General features: G+C 64.3%; 9 protein-coding genes. 3 read left to right on the forward strand and 6 right to left on the reverse strand.

Annotated elements, in window-relative coordinates; translation table 11 throughout:
* Position 1: 1 nt before the first annotated feature.
* From H7993_RS14075 to rfbB, 5 genes are all read right to left on the reverse strand, one after another.
* The gene (locus tag H7993_RS14075; protein ID WP_185794737.1) at positions 2-1,384 is read right to left on the reverse strand and encodes a sigma-54-dependent transcriptional regulator; all 1,383 of its coding nucleotides are present in this window, start codon (positions 1,382-1,384) and stop codon (positions 2-4) included.
* Positions 1,381-3,195: a sensor histidine kinase gene (locus H7993_RS14080; protein WP_122479831.1), complete on the reverse strand. Its 1,815-nt coding sequence runs from the start codon at positions 3,193-3,195 to the stop codon at positions 1,381-1,383. The genes H7993_RS14075 and H7993_RS14080 overlap by 4 nt, the downstream gene beginning before the upstream one ends.
* A gap of 92 nt (positions 3,196-3,287) precedes the next feature.
* Positions 3,288-3,833 (reverse strand): dTDP-4-dehydrorhamnose 3,5-epimerase, encoded by a 546-nt coding sequence (gene rfbC, locus H7993_RS14085; RefSeq protein WP_122479830.1) that lies wholly within the window; start codon positions 3,831-3,833, stop codon positions 3,288-3,290.
* Complete coding sequence (rfbA, locus tag H7993_RS14090) at positions 3,830-4,705, reverse strand: glucose-1-phosphate thymidylyltransferase RfbA (protein ID WP_122479829.1); 876 nt, start codon at positions 4,703-4,705, stop codon at positions 3,830-3,832. Before rfbA ends, rfbC begins: the two co-directional genes overlap by 4 nt.
* Positions 4,702-5,784: a dTDP-glucose 4,6-dehydratase gene (gene rfbB / locus H7993_RS14095; protein WP_122479828.1), complete on the reverse strand. Its 1,083-nt coding sequence runs from the start codon at positions 5,782-5,784 to the stop codon at positions 4,702-4,704. The genes rfbA and rfbB overlap by 4 nt, the downstream gene beginning before the upstream one ends.
* Positions 5,785-6,051: 267 nt before the next feature.
* Between rfbB and H7993_RS14100 the strand changes: the two genes are divergently transcribed.
* From H7993_RS14100 to H7993_RS14110, 3 genes are all read left to right on the forward strand, one after another.
* Positions 6,052-8,964, forward strand: a complete 2,913-nt coding sequence (locus H7993_RS14100) for an aminotransferase (RefSeq protein ID WP_185794738.1) — start codon at positions 6,052-6,054, stop codon at positions 8,962-8,964.
* 88 nt (positions 8,965-9,052) lie between these two features.
* On the forward strand, positions 9,053-10,159 hold the full coding sequence (aguA, locus tag H7993_RS14105) for an agmatine deiminase (protein WP_185794739.1): 1,107 nt from the start codon (positions 9,053-9,055) through the stop codon (positions 10,157-10,159).
* Between the two features lie 270 nt (positions 10,160-10,429).
* Positions 10,430-11,719, forward strand: a complete 1,290-nt coding sequence (locus tag H7993_RS14110; RefSeq protein WP_185794740.1) for an OprD family porin — start codon at positions 10,430-10,432, stop codon at positions 11,717-11,719.
* Positions 11,720-11,792: 73 nt separating this feature from the next.
* On the opposite strand, the gene H7993_RS14115 is transcribed toward H7993_RS14110, so the two are convergent.
* Positions 11,793-13,052 (reverse strand): cation:proton antiporter, encoded by a 1,260-nt coding sequence (locus tag H7993_RS14115; protein ID WP_122479824.1) that lies wholly within the window; start codon positions 13,050-13,052, stop codon positions 11,793-11,795.
* Positions 13,053-13,124 lie beyond the last annotated feature (72 nt).

Raw genomic sequence — 13,124 nt, forward strand, 5'->3', positions numbered from 1 at the left:
TTCACTCGTGTTCGTCGCCCCCGCCAAAGCTCAGGCCATGCTTGCGCAGCTTGTCGTGCAAGGTCTTGCGTGGAATGCCCAAGGCCTCGGCCAGGCTGCGCACGGAGGTGTGCGAGCGGCTCATCTCGGCCGCGATCAAGGCGCGTTCGAAATGCTCGACCTGTTCGCTGAGCCCGCCGGCGACCGTCCGCGCCATGTCCACGGGGCCGGGCTCGCCGTTGTCCAGGGCCAGTTCGAGGCCCAGGGCGAAGCGCTCGGCAGCGTTCTGCAGCTCGCGCACATTGCCCGGCCAGCTGTGCCGCAACAACAATGCACGCTGGGCCGCCGACAGCTCGTTGGCCAGTACCCCGTGGCGCTCGGCGGCAGCGTCGGCGTAGTACTGGAACAACGACAGCACGTCTTCGCCACGCTCGCGCAACGGCGGAATGCGTAGCGAGGCGACATTGAGGCGGTAATACAGGTCGGCGCGGAAGCGTCCCTGGTCGGCGGCCTGACGCAGGTCTTCCTTGGTGGCGGCAATCACCCGGATGTCCAGGCGGATCTGCTGGTTGCCACCCAGGCGCTCGACCACGCGCTCCTGCAGCAGGCGCAGCAGCTTGACCTGTACGTCCAGGCTCATGCTTTCGATTTCGTCGAGAAACAAGGTGCCGCCGTTGGCGAACTCGAACTTGCCGATGCGGCGTTTCTGCGCGCCGGTGAAGGCACCGGGTTCATGGCCGAACAGCTCGCTTTCCACCACCGATTCGGCGAGGGCACCGGCGTTGATCGCCACGAAGGGACCGCCGCGACGGCTGGACAGGTCGTGCAGAGCGCGCGCCACCACTTCCTTGCCGGCGCCGGTTTCGCCCAGAATCAGCACGTCGGCCTTGGTTCCGGCCAGGGCGCCGATCTGTTCGCGCAAACGCGCCATCGGCGCCGACTGGCCCACCAGGCGTGTGCTCAGCTGCTGGCGATCGCTCAGGGCCATGCGCAGGCTGCGGTTGTCCAGTACCAGCCGGCGCACGGCCAGGCCGCGACGCACGCTGTCGAGCAGCGCATCGCTGGCGAATGGTTTTTCGAGGAAATCGTAGGCACCGGCGCGCATGGCCTGCACGGCCAATGGGACGTCGCCGTGCCCGGTGATCAGCAGAACCGGCAGTTCGGTGTCCCGCGCATGCAGTTGTTCGAGCAACTGCAGGCCGTCGATGCCCGGCATGCGGATGTCGCTGACCACGACACCCGGCCAGTCGCGCTCGATGCGCGCGGACAGGCCCTGGGCGTCGGCCAGGGCCAGCACTTTCAGCCCGGCCAGGTCCAGGGTCTGGCTCAAGGCCTGGCGCAGGTGGGGATCGTCGTCGATCAGCACGACCTGGATCTTGCTGTCGATGGCGCTGTCGCTGGTCATGCCGATGGGTCCTCTGGAGCTTGCAGGCTGACCCCGGGCTCTCCGGCGCGCAAGCGCAGGATCAGCAGGGCACCGCCTTGGGGATGATTGGACAGCAGCAGTTCGCCGCCCAGCGCGCGCATCAGCGTATCGCAGATCGCCAGGCCCAGGCCAAGTCCCTGCGTGCGTGTCTTGGTGGTGAAAAAGGGTTCGCGGGCGCGGGCCATGGCCTCGCTGGTGAAGCCTGGGCCGTTGTCGCGGATGCGCAGTTCGACGCCGTCGGCCGTTTGTTCGGCGCTCAGCCACAGGCACCGCGGGTTGGCCTTTTCGGTCAAGGCATCCAGGGCATTGGCCAGCAGGTTGCCCAGCACCTGGCGCAGTCGGGTTTCACCGGCCTGCACCCAGAGCGGCGCATCGGGCAGGTCGCGGATAAGCTCGACGGCCATGGCGCGGCGGCGTTTGGCGAGCAGGGCCAGGGCATCGTCGAGGGCTGGTTGCAGGGCGACACTTTCCAGGGCGTGACGGTCGCGTCGGGCGAAGGCGCGCAGGTGGGCGATGATCGAGGCCATGCGCCCGGTCAGTTCGCTGATCAGCTTGAGGTTGCCTCGTGCATCCTCGATGCGCTCGTGGTCGAGCAGCACTTCGGTGTTCTCGGCGTAGCTGCGAATGGCCGCCAGGGGCTGATTGAGCTCGTGGCTGATGCTGGCCGACATGGTGCCCAGCGCCGACAGCTTGCCCGCCTGCACCAGTTCGTCCTGGGCACGCACCAGTTCCTGCTGGGCCTGCTCGCGTTCGAGCACTTCCTGGCGCAGCTTGCTGTTGAGCCCTTCGAGCGCACTGGTGCGTTCCACCACCCGGGTTTCCAGTTCGTGCCGGGTACGCCCTTCGAACTCGATGCGCTCGAGGTAGTGGCGGCGGCGCTGCATCATCAGGCCGAGCAGCAGCATCAATGCCAGGAGCAAGGCTCCGCCCACGGCGACGACGGTGCGCACCGGTCGATCGAGCAAGGTTTTGGGGGCGAGGATGCTGACGTTCCAGCCGGTTTCGGCGATGGTGCGCGTTTGCGTGAGCCAGGCGTCGGGGTCCAGGTTCAGCGGCTGTGGATCGCGGGTGGGGTAGGGCAGGATCGAGACGATGGCCTGGCGCTCGCTGTCGCTGAGCGGGCGCGTGGCACGGAAGCGCCATTCAGGGCGCGAGGTCAGGATGACCACGCCGTTGTGGTCGGTGAGCAGCAGCTGTTCAGGCGTCTTGCCCCACAGGGTTTCGGTGTGGTCGAGGTCGACCTTCACCACCAGAACGCCAATGACCTTGTCCTGGTCATGCACGGCGGCGGCAAAGAAGTAGCCGCGCTTGGCCGAGGTCGTGCCGAGCCCGAAGAAGCGCCCCAGGCGCCCGGCCACGGCATCGCTGTAATAGGGGCGGAAGGCGAAATTGCGGCCGACGAAACTGTCGCGCTGTTCCCAGTTGGAGGCGGCCAGGGTATTGCCGTCGGCGTCCAGCAGGTACATGACTTCGGCGCCGGTCTGTTCGCGGATGTCCTTGAGCAGGTGGTTGGCGTCGAGGATCGCCTGGGCATCGCGGGGAGCGGCCAGCAAGGCGCGCAGCGCCGGCAGGTCACCGAGGATCTGCGGCAGGGTTTCGTAGCGGTGCAGGGTGCCCAGCAGGTTGGCGACGTAGAGGTCCAGCGTCTGCCGATTCTGGCTGACCAGCTCGCTTTTGTAATAGCGCTCGGCCAGATGCTCCAGTGGCCACAACAGTGGCGCCAGGCACAGGGCCAGGATTGCCAGGCTGCGCCAGCGGGGTCTGCGAGTGATGAAAGGTCTGGAGGTCATAGGACAACACGCCGGAATTGACCGGCGTATTATGCGCCACGTAAACGCCGCGAAGCACGGTCGACATGCATCGCGACGTTACCGCAGGCCGATCACGGGAACACGTCGGCCTCTTCCAGGCGCTTGCCGGCCAGGTCCTTGGCCGACAGCGACGGGGCTGCGTCCAGCTGCCAGTCGATTGCCAACTGCTCGTCATCCCAGGCAATGCTGCGCTCGGACGACGGGTCGTAGTAATCGGTGGTCTTGTAGAGGAACTCGGCGTACTCGCTCTGCACCACGAAACCGTGGGCGAAGCCCGGCGGAATCCACAACTGACGGCTGTTCTGCGCGGACAGCTCGACCGCCACCCACTTGCCGAAGTTCGGCGAGCTGCGGCGGATGTCCACCGCCACGTCGAGCACTTGCCCGGTGACCACGCGAACCAGCTTGCCCTGGGCATGCTGCACCTGATAGTGCAGCCCGCGCAGCACGCCGCGGGCGGAGCGTGAATGGTTGTCCTGGACGAACGGCAGCGTCACGCCGGTGGCCTCCTGGAAGGCCTTGGCATTGAAGCTTTCGTAGAAGAAGCCGCGCTCGTCACCGAAAACCTTCGGCTCGATGATCAACACATCGGGCAGGTCGGTAGCGATCACTTTCATCGGGTTTCTCCGGCCAGCGAGTACAGGTACTGACCATAGCCGGTCTTGCCGAAGTACTTGGCGCGTACCAGCAGCTGTTCGCGGTCGATCCAGTGGTTCTGGTAGGCGATCTCTTCCAGGCAAGCCACTTTCAGGCCCTGACGGTGTTCGATGGTCTGCACGTATTGCGAGGCATCGAGCAGGCTGTCGTGGGTACCGGTGTCGAGCCAGGCAAAGCCGCGGCCGAAGCGTTCCACGCGCAGGTCGCCGCGTTCCAGGTAGGCATTGTTGACGTCGGTGATTTCCAGCTCGCCACGGGGCGAAGGCTGGACATCCTTGGCAATGCGCACCACGTCGTTGTCGTAGAAATACAGGCCGGTGACCGCATAGCTGGACTTGGGCTCGGTCGGCTTCTCTTCGATGGACAGTGCACGCCCGTCCTGGTCGAACTCGACCACGCCGAAACGCTCCGGATCCTTGACCCAGTAACCGAACACGGTGGCGCCGGTCGGGTGCGCCGAGGCACGCTTGAGCTGGTCGCTGAAGTGCTGGCCGTGGAAGATGTTGTCGCCCAGGATCAGGCACACCGGGTCTTCGCCGATGAATTCCTCACCGATCAGGAACGCCTGGGCCAGGCCGTCCGGTGCTGGCTGTTCGGCGAACTGGATGTTGATCCCGAACTGGCTGCCGTCGCCGAGCAACTGGCGGTATTGCGGCAGGTCCTGAGGGGTGGAGATCAGCAGGATCTCGCGGATGCCGGCCAGCATCAGTACCGAGATCGGGTAGTAGATCATCGGCTTGTCGTAGATGGGCAGCAGTTGCTTGGAAACACCCAGGGTAATGGGGTGCAGGCGGGTGCCGGAGCCCCCGGCCAGAACGATACCTTTCATCATGCGATCAAATCCTTAGGTTCGGTGAAGCCCAGGCGTTCACCTTGATAACTGCCGTCCTGTACGCGACGGCACCATTGAAGATTGTCCAGATACCACTGCACGGTCTTGCGCAAGCCGGTCTGGAAGGTTTCCTGCGGCACCCAGCCCAGTTCGCGCTCGATCTTGCTGGCGTCGATGGCATAGCGCACATCGTGGCCCGGGCGGTCCTTGACGAAGGTGATCAGGTCGGCATAGTGCGCCACGCCGTCCGGACGCTGTGGCGCCAGTTCGTCGAGCAGGCCGCAGATGCTGCGCACCACGTCGATGTTCTTCTGCTCGTTGTGGCCGCCGATGTTGTAGGTCTCGCCGACCACGCCTTCGGTGACGACCTTGAACAGGGCGCGGGCATGGTCTTCGACGTACAGCCAGTCACGAACTTGCATGCCATTGCCGTACACGGGCAGTGGCTTGCCGGCCAGGGCATTGAGAATCACCAGCGGAATGAGTTTTTCCGGGAAGTGATACGGGCCGTAGTTGTTCGAGCAGTTGGTGATCAGCACCGGCAGCCCGTAGGTACGCTGCCAGGCACGCACCAGGTGGTCGGAGGCTGCCTTGCTGGCCGAGTACGGCGAGCTTGGCGCGTACGGTGTGGTTTCGGTGAACAGGTCGTCCACGCCGTGCAGGTCGCCGTAGACCTCGTCGGTGGAAATATGGTGGAAGCGGAAGGCTTCGCGTTCGGCCGCCGGCAGGTGCTGCCAGTAGCCACGGGTGGCTTCGAGCAAGGCGTAGGTACCGACCACGTTGGTCTGGATGAACTCGCCCGGCCCGTCGATGGAGCGGTCGACGTGGGATTCGGCCGCCAGGTGCATGATCGCGTGGGGCTGGAAGCGCGCCAGCACGGCGCTGACCGCGGCCTGGTCGGCAATGTCGGCCTGGACGAATTCGTAACGGCTGTCGCTGGCGATTTCAGCCAGTGATTCGAGGTTGCCGGCGTAGGTCAGCTTGTCGAGGTTGAGTACTTCGTGCTCGGTGTTGGCGATCAGGTGACGCACCAGTGCCGAGCCAATGAAACCGGCGCCGCCGGTGATGAGAATGCGCATGTCGAAAGCCTTCTTCCTGAGCTGACAATGATTCGTTGCAGCCTAGCTTGTGTGGATGGGCGCGGCGGTGCAAGCCCGGTTTGTCAAACGAATGTGCAACGGTGTTCCGCGCCAGGCCTGTTCATGGACGATACAGGCCTGGCGCGACGTGGTTCAACGGCAGCCTGGCTGCGCGATCGTGTCGCGAGCGGTAGCGTTGCCGACGGTGGAAATCCTGCGCGGCGAACCGCTACAGTACTTGCAAATCAGCCCATCGAGGTTTCATTCATGCCGCTCGACACGCTCGTGCATCGCGCCAGTCGTCCCAACCCCGTGGTGAGTATCGAACAGGCGCAGGCATTGTTGTTCGAGCATTACGGCCTGCAAGGTCAACTGCACAGCCTGGGCAGCCAGCAAGACCTCAACTTTCGCGTGGAAAGCGCCCAGCATCGCTGGGTGCTGAAGTTCTGTCACGACGACGCGGCCCCTCAGGCGCTCGCGGCCCAGCATGAGGCGATGCGGCATCTGGCTGGCCACGGCCTTGCAGTACCACAGGCACTGGCTGCCCTCGACGGTCGCGATACCCTTGCCGTACACCTGGGCCAGCAGCGCCTGCAGATGCGCGTGTTGAGCTATCTGGACGGTCAGCCGCTGACTCGCCTCAAGCATCTGGGGCCGGTTGCCATCGCGCGCATTGGTCAGTTGTGCGGCGAGGTAGACCGTGCCTTGCTCGACTTTCAACACCCTGGCCTTGCGCGCACGCTGCAATGGGACCCGCGACATGCGCATAAGTTGCTTGATCATCTGTTGCCGGCGCTCGACGATCCCGGGCAGCGCGGCCGTGTGGTCGAAATGGCGTTCCAGGCGCAGCGTCGACTGGGTGCGGTCAGTGCCGATCTGCCGCTGCAGGCGGTGCATCTGGACATCACCGATGACAACAGTGTCTGGCAGCGCGATGCCGACCTGCGCTGGCAGCTCACGGGCCTGATCGACTTCGGTGATCTGGTGCACACCTGGCGGGTGGCGGACCTGGCGGCGACCTGCGCTGCGCTGCTGCATCATGGCCATGGCGATCCGTTCGCGGTGTTGCCGACAGTGGCAGCCTATCATCGGGTCAATCCGCTCGAGCAAGCGGAGCTGCGTGCCTTATGGCCATTGGTGGTGCTGCGGGCAGCGGTGCTGGTGTCGAGCAGCGCCCGGCAGCTGAGCGTGGCGCCGGACAACGACTATATCCGGGCCAATGTCGAGCATGAGTGGGAAATCTTCGACATAGCTACCGCAGAACCATTCGAATTGATGGAAGCGGCAATTTTCAGCAGTGTGGGGCAGAGCATACCTGAATCAGCCGGAGATGGCATATTGCCTTTGTTTGCTCACGTGACGCATTCGACAGTTTGTCGAGTGGACTTGAGCGTACTCAGCGAGCATTTCGCGGACGGCAACTGGGAGCAAGCGAATATCGACGAACGGCTGCTGAGCGGTGCCGCAGCGGGCAGCGGCTGGGCCTGTACGGGTTATGGTGAGTATCGCCTCTCGCGTACTCGCATCGATACCTGCGCGGCGTCGGCGACCTGCGCGCTGCACGTGCAGGTTCAGGCGCCGCCGGGCACCGATCTGCAGGCGCCCTGGGCTGGCACGCTGAAGCGGTTGGCCGATGCCAGCGTGGTGCTCGAAGGTGCTTCCTTGAGCCTGCACCTGTGGGGGCTCGACTGCCCAAGCCCGGCGGGGACCGTGCTGGCTGCGGGCGCACCGTTGGGCAAGGTCGACGGTTCGCTGCTGGTGCAGTTGTGCCGCAGCCCTGATGTGAGCCCGCCACTGTTCTGCACGCCGGCGCGGGCGGCGGCCTGGCAGTCCCTGTGCCCGTCGCCGGCAAGGGTGCTCGGCATGGATTGCGACGCGCCGCTACCGCCCGACGCAGGTCTGCTGCTGCAGCGGCGCGACGCCAGTTTCGCTCGCTCGCAGAAGCATTATTACCAGGCGCCGCCGCAGATCGAGCGCGGCTGGCGCAACCATCTGATCGACATGCACGGCCAGTCGTACCTGGACATGCTCAACAACGTCGCGGTGCTCGGCCATGGACACCCGCGCATGGCCCAGGTGGCGGCGCGGCAATGGTCACTGCTCAATACCAACTCACGCTTTCACTATGCAGCGATCGCCGAGTTTTCCGAGCGCCTGCTGGCACTCGCGCCGCCAGGTTTCGATCGGGTGTTTCTGGTCAACAGCGGCACCGAGGCCAACGATCTGGCGATCCGCCTGGCCTGGGCAGCCAGCGGCGGGCGCGACATGCTCAGCATGCTCGAGGCCTACCATGGCTGGTCGGTGGCCACCGATGCCATTTCCACCTCCATCGCCGACAACCCGCAGGCGTTGAGCACGCGACCGGACTGGGTCCATCCGGTCATGGCGGCCAACAGCTACCGTGGCACTTTCCGTGGTCCCGACTGCACCGCAGGCTACGTCCGCAGTGTCGACGACACCTTGCGTCAGCTGGATGAGCAGGGCCGCCAGCTGGCCGGTTTCATCTGCGAGCCGGTGTACGGCAACGCCGGCGGCATAGCCTTGCCCGAGGGCTATCTGCAGCAGGTCTATGACCGCGTTCGCGCGCGGGGCGGGCTGTGCATCGCCGACGAAGTGCAAGTTGGCTATGGGCGCCTGGGCGAGTATTTCTGGGGGTTCGAACAGCAAGGCGTGGTGCCGGACATCATCACCATGGCCAAGGGCATGGGCAATGGTCACCCGCTGGGCGCGGTGATTACCCGCCGCGAGGTAGCCGAGGCACTGGAAGCCGAGGGGTATTTCTTCTCATCGTCCGGTGGCAGCCCGGTCAGTTGCCGCATTGGCCTGGCGGTGCTCGATGTGATGGCCGAAGAGGGGCTGTGGGAGAACGCGAAGGTGGTTGGCAGGCATTTCAAGGCACGCTTGCAAGGGTTGCTCGACCAGCATCCGCTGGTGGGCGCCGTGCACGGGTCCGGGTTCTATCTGGGCCTGGAACTGGTGCGCGATCGCCATAGCCTGGCGCCGGCGACGCAGGAGACGGCGCTGCTGTGCGAGCGGCTGCGCGAGCTGGGCATCTTCATGCAGCCTACCGGTGACCACCTGAACATCCTCAAGATCAAGCCGCCGATGGTGACCACCCGACAGAGCGTGGATTTCTTCGTCGATTGCGTGGTGCAGGTGCTTGACGAAATCCAGGGCTGAAAGACAGGCCTGGGCGCGTTTCACGATCCGCTCGACAACCTGTAGAGTGCGCCCATACCTTTTTCATGGACCACCGGAGCCCTGACCCATGACCACGCTCGACAGTACCCCTCGCGCCGACGGTTTCCACATGCCGGCCGAATGGGCGCCCCATACCCAGACCTGGATGCTGTGGCCCGAGCGCCCGGACAACTGGCGCCTGGGCGGCAAGCCGGTGCAGGCGGCGCATGTCGCCCTGGCCAAGGCCATCGCGCGTTTCGAGCCGGTCACGGTCGGGGTGTCTGCCGGGCAGTACGACAACGCGCGCGCGCGCCTGGACGTGCCGAACATTCGCGTGGTCGAAATGAGCAGCGACGATGCCTGGATGCGTGATACCGGGCCGACCTTCGTGATCGACGAAAGCGGCCAGGTGCGCGGTGTGGACTGGGCGTTCAATGCGTGGGGCGGCTTTGACGGTGGCCTCTATGCCCCCTGGAACCGCGACGAGCAGGTGGCAAGCAAGGTGCTGGGCATGGAGCGCTGCCAGGGTTACCACACGCAAGGTTTCGTGCTCGAAGGCGGCTCGATTCACGTGGACGGCGAAGGCACGCTGATCACCACCGAGGAATGCCTGCTCAACCGCAATCGCAACCCGCACCTGAACCGCGAGCAGATCGAGCGAATCCTGTCCGATCATCTGGCAGTGGACAAGGTCATCTGGCTGCCCGACGGCCTGTTCAACGACGAGACCGACGGACACGTCGACAACTTCTGCTGCTACGTGCGTCCAGGTGAAGTGCTCCTGGCCTGGACCGACGACGCCAGTGACCCGAACTATGCCCGCTGCCAGGCTGCCCTGCAGGTGCTGGAAAGCAGCGTCGATGCCAAGGGCCGGGCGCTGGTGGTACACAAGATGCCGATCCCGGGGCCCCTGTATGCCACCCAGCAGGAGTGCGATGGCGTCGATCTGGTTGCCGGCAGCCAGGAGCGTCACCCGTCCGTGCGCCTGGCCGGATCCTACGTTAACTTCCTGATCGTCAACGGCGGCATCATCGCGCCCAGCTTCGACGACCCGCTCGACAGCCAGGCGCAGGTCCTGTTGCAGCAGCTGTTTCCGGAGCACGAAGTGGTGATGGTGCCGGGCCGTGAGTTGCTGCTCGGTGGCGGCAACATCCATTGCCTGACCCAGCAGCAGCCGGCGCCCGTGCGCGGCTGAGGCGGGCTGACCAGCCTTTGAAGCCCGACCTGATGTCGGGCTTTTTTGTGGGCGTTATGCCGCAAAGCGACCCGCTTATAGCGATAAAGTTTCACGAAATTTTGACTTTCGCATCCTCCCATCGCTAGGATCCGACCCCGCGCACTGGCCCGCATAGACCCTGCCCCGCCCCTCCGAATGCCTGTTGCAGAGCGTTGCGCTGGCAATGCGGACGGCGGGAAACGAGCGGGTGGCCGTGTCGCGTCCTCACTGGTGATTAGGGAAAACAAGATGTTGAACAAGAAACTGGCTGCCCTCGCGCTGGGCGTGATGGCGGCGACCCAGGCCATGGCCAGCGAACAGGCCGATAGCAAGGGCTTCGTCGAAGACAGCCACCTCGACGTACTGCTGCGCAATGCCTACATCAGTCGTGACTACAAGCATGGCGGGCAGGACAAGGCCGAGTGGGGCCAGGGTGTGATCGCCAAGTTCAATTCCGGTTTCACCCAGGGCACGGTCGGCGTCGGCGTCGATGCATTCGGCCTGTATGCGCTGCGCCTGGACGGCGGCACCGGTCGCGCCGGTGCCGGCGGTATCGACTTTTTCAAGCGTGGCGGTACTTCGGACGATCCGAGCAGTGCGCCCCACGATCTGGCCCGCGCCGGCGCAGCGGTGAAAGTGCGCATCTCCAATACTGTGATCAAGTACGGCGACCAGATGCCGGCGCTGCCGGTGCTCAATTTCGACGATTCGCGCCTGTTGCCGGAAAGCTTCACCGGCACCCTGATCACCTCCAAGGAAATCGATGGCCTGGTGCTCAACGCCGGCCGCTTCACCCAGGAAGCGCGCAAGAGCGCCGAAGCCCGCGACAGCGGTGGCCTGAAGAAAATCGACGTGTACGGCGGCAGCTATCAGTTCAGCGACAGCCTGACCGGCGCCTTGTATGCCTCGGATGTCGAAGACCGGCTGAAGAAGCAGTACGTCAACCTCAACTACGTGCTGGCCCTGCCGAGCGAACAGTCGCTGACGTTTGATTTCAACGGCTACCGCTCGCACCTGGACAAGGACTACGCCAGCACGCTGGGCACTGGCCAGGACAACAAGATCTGGAGCCTGGCCGCGACCTGGGCCTTCGGTCCGCACTCGCTGACCCTGGCACACCAGCGCAGCACGGGCGATACCGGCTACAACTACGGTTTCTATCAGAACGCCGGTGGTGTGGGCGACGGTGGCTCGACCATTTTCCTGGCCAACTCGTACTGGTCGGACTTCAACGCCGAAGACGAAGTCTCCTGGCAGTTGGGCTACGGCATCGACTTCCGCACGTTCGGCGTGCCCGGCCTGACCTACAAGGTGGCCTACGTGCGTGGTGACAACATCCGCACCCCGACGGGCGATGGCCAGGAACGCGAGATATTCAACCAGGTCCAGTACGTGGTGCAGAATGGCCCGGCCAAGGACCTGACCCTGCGTCTGCGCGGCTCGTGGTTGCGCACCTCGGACAACGTCCGTGCTTCGGGCTATAACGACGACGGCAACGAAGTACGCGCTTTCGTCGAGTACCCGATCAACATCTTCTGATGGCGACCCGGTTGTGATGGTGTAAATGAAAAACCCCGCGAGAGCGGGGTTTTTCGTATGCGAACGGTGCCGATCAATGCTCGCGCACGGCCTGCGTATCCGGCTCGCGGGTCACGGCCTTGACCAGTTTGCCGATGCTCAGGCCCTGCAACAGGATCGAGGACAGCACGACGATGTAGGTGATGCTCAACAGCAGGTCGCGTTCCGGTCCGATCGGCAGGGCCAGGGCCAGGGCGACCGAGACGCCGCCGCGCAGGCCACCCCAGGTAAGCACGCGAATGGTGCCACGCGGGACGCTGCGAAAGCGTCGCAGCAGCAGAATCGCCGGGGCCACCGTGAGCAACCGCGAGAGCAGGATCGCCACGGCCAGCAGGGAGGCTGCGAACAGGTGCAGCCAGGAGAACGGCAGCAGCAACAGCTCCAGGCCGATCAAGGCGAACAGCAGCGCATTGAGGATGTCGTCGAGCAACTCCCAGAAGCCGTCCATATAGCGCCGGGTCATGTCGTTCATTGCCAGGTTGCGCCCCAGGTTGCCGATGATCAGCCCGGCCACCACCATTGCGATCGGCGCCGACACATGCAGCTCGTAGGCCATGGCCGAGCCACCGATCACCAGCGCCAGGGTCAGCATGACCTCGACCTGGTACTGCTCGATGCTCTTGATCATGCGGTAGACGATGTAGCCGATCAGGCCGCCGAACAGTGCGCCCCCCACGGCTTCATGCAGGAACAGCATGGCCGTTGCGCCCGCCGTCGGTGTTTCGCCCAGTTGAGCGATACCTAGCAGCACGGTGAACACCACCACCGCCGTGCCATCGTTGAACAGCGATTCGCCGACAATGGTGGTTTTCAACGGCTTGGAGGCGTTGGCCGTGCGCAGCACGCCCAGCACCGCGATCGGATCGGTAGGTGAAATCAGGGCGCCGAACAGCAAGCAGTACAGGAAGCTGACGTGCCAGCCGAACAGGCCGAATATCCAGAAGGCCAGGGCGCCGATGACGAAGGTGGCGATCAGCACGCCGAAAGTGGCCAGCAGACCGATCGGCCAGCGGTAGTTGCGCAAGTCGGCGAGGTTCACGTGCAGGGCGCCGGCGAACAGCAGGAAGGACAGCATCCAGTTCATCAGCAGATCGCCGAAGTCGATCTGGTTCATCAATGCTTCGACGCGTTCTTCCAGGCCCGGGTAGCCGATGAAACTCAAGCCTTGCAGGATCAGCGAGAACAGCAGAGCGGTCACCATCACGCCGATGGTAGGGGGCAGGCCGATGAAGCGGAAATTCACATAGGTCAGCAGTGTGGTGAGGCAGATGAATGTGGCAACTAGCTCGAGCATCCGGGCTCCTTTGGTCAAATGATGAAGATTTATCGATAGATGAGGCCTATCAAACGCTGCAGTGTTGTTTGA

Source organism: Pseudomonas baltica, assembly GCF_014235765.1.
GTDB lineage: Bacteria > Pseudomonadota > Gammaproteobacteria > Pseudomonadales > Pseudomonadaceae > Aquipseudomonas > Aquipseudomonas baltica.

Coding starts and splice junctions, on each gene's coding strand:
- H7993_RS14110 (WP_185794740.1), top strand. CDS start 10,430: ATGTTGAACAAGAAACTGGCTGCCCTCGCGCTGGGCGTGATGGCGGCG.
- H7993_RS14075 (WP_185794737.1), bottom strand. CDS start 1,384: ATGACCAGCGACAGCGCCATCGACAGCAAGATCCAGGTCGTGCTGATC.
- rfbA (WP_122479829.1), bottom strand. CDS start 4,705: ATGATGAAAGGTATCGTTCTGGCCGGGGGCTCCGGCACCCGCCTGCAC.
- H7993_RS14080 (WP_122479831.1), bottom strand. CDS start 3,195: ATGACCTCCAGACCTTTCATCACTCGCAGACCCCGCTGGCGCAGCCTG.
- H7993_RS14100 (WP_185794738.1), top strand. CDS start 6,052: ATGCCGCTCGACACGCTCGTGCATCGCGCCAGTCGTCCCAACCCCGTG.
- H7993_RS14115 (WP_122479824.1), bottom strand. CDS start 13,052: ATGCTCGAGCTAGTTGCCACATTCATCTGCCTCACCACACTGCTGACC.
- rfbC (WP_122479830.1), bottom strand. CDS start 3,833: ATGAAAGTGATCGCTACCGACCTGCCCGATGTGTTGATCATCGAGCCG.
- aguA (WP_185794739.1), top strand. CDS start 9,053: ATGACCACGCTCGACAGTACCCCTCGCGCCGACGGTTTCCACATGCCG.
- rfbB (WP_122479828.1), bottom strand. CDS start 5,784: ATGCGCATTCTCATCACCGGCGGCGCCGGTTTCATTGGCTCGGCACTG.